1 protein-coding gene is annotated in these 623 nt (G+C 39.0%); it reads left to right on the top strand.

Going from position 1 to position 623, the window contains the following annotated elements; translation table 11 throughout:
- On the top strand, nt 1-623 hold a 623-nt coding region (locus CX675_RS19955), incomplete at both ends, for a T9SS type A sorting domain-containing protein (RefSeq protein ID WP_165396103.1).

The following is a 623-nucleotide window of genomic DNA, read 5'->3' as shown; positions in this document are numbered from 1 at the left end:
AAAACCAATCAAAATGGAACTGATTTTTGGGTGGTAAAACTAGACAAAATAGGAAGTATCGATTGGCAACAAACCTATAACTATGGAAAGATTGATGTGCTAACGTCTATTGTAGAAAACAAAGATGGCAGCTATTTAATTGGTGGTTATGCGCAAAGTGAAGCCTCCCTCAATCCCTCCAATGGAGGGAAACTGAAAAGCGGAGACAAAGAAGGGATTAACGATTATATTGCTTTAAAAATCAATGCCAAAGGAGAGGAGATTTGGAGTCAAACGGTAGGCAGTAAAGGAGATGAAGTATTGAAGAAACTCTTAGAAACCAGAGATGGTGGTTATCTTTTAGCAGGAACTTCGAAAGGAAGCGCATCCAGAGATAAAAAATCAGCTAAAGGAGGCAGTGATTTTTGGGTAGTAAAACTGCGCGATAAAGAAAAAGAAGAAGAATTAAAAATCAAAGTGGAAGCCATGCCAAATCCTGCAATTAGTTTTACCAATATTATTGTGAACTTTGAGTACCAAGAAGGAACAGCTACGGTATACGATTTAAACGGAAGAAGCCTGCAAACACAAACCCTAACAGGCGACCGAACGATTCCTTTTGAAGTAAGCAGCCTACCACAAGG

It is taken from the genome of Flavobacterium sp. J27, assembly GCF_004303025.1.
GTDB lineage: Bacteria > Bacteroidota > Bacteroidia > Flavobacteriales > Flavobacteriaceae > Flavobacterium.
This window is presented reverse-complemented; position numbering and strand designations above follow the sequence as displayed.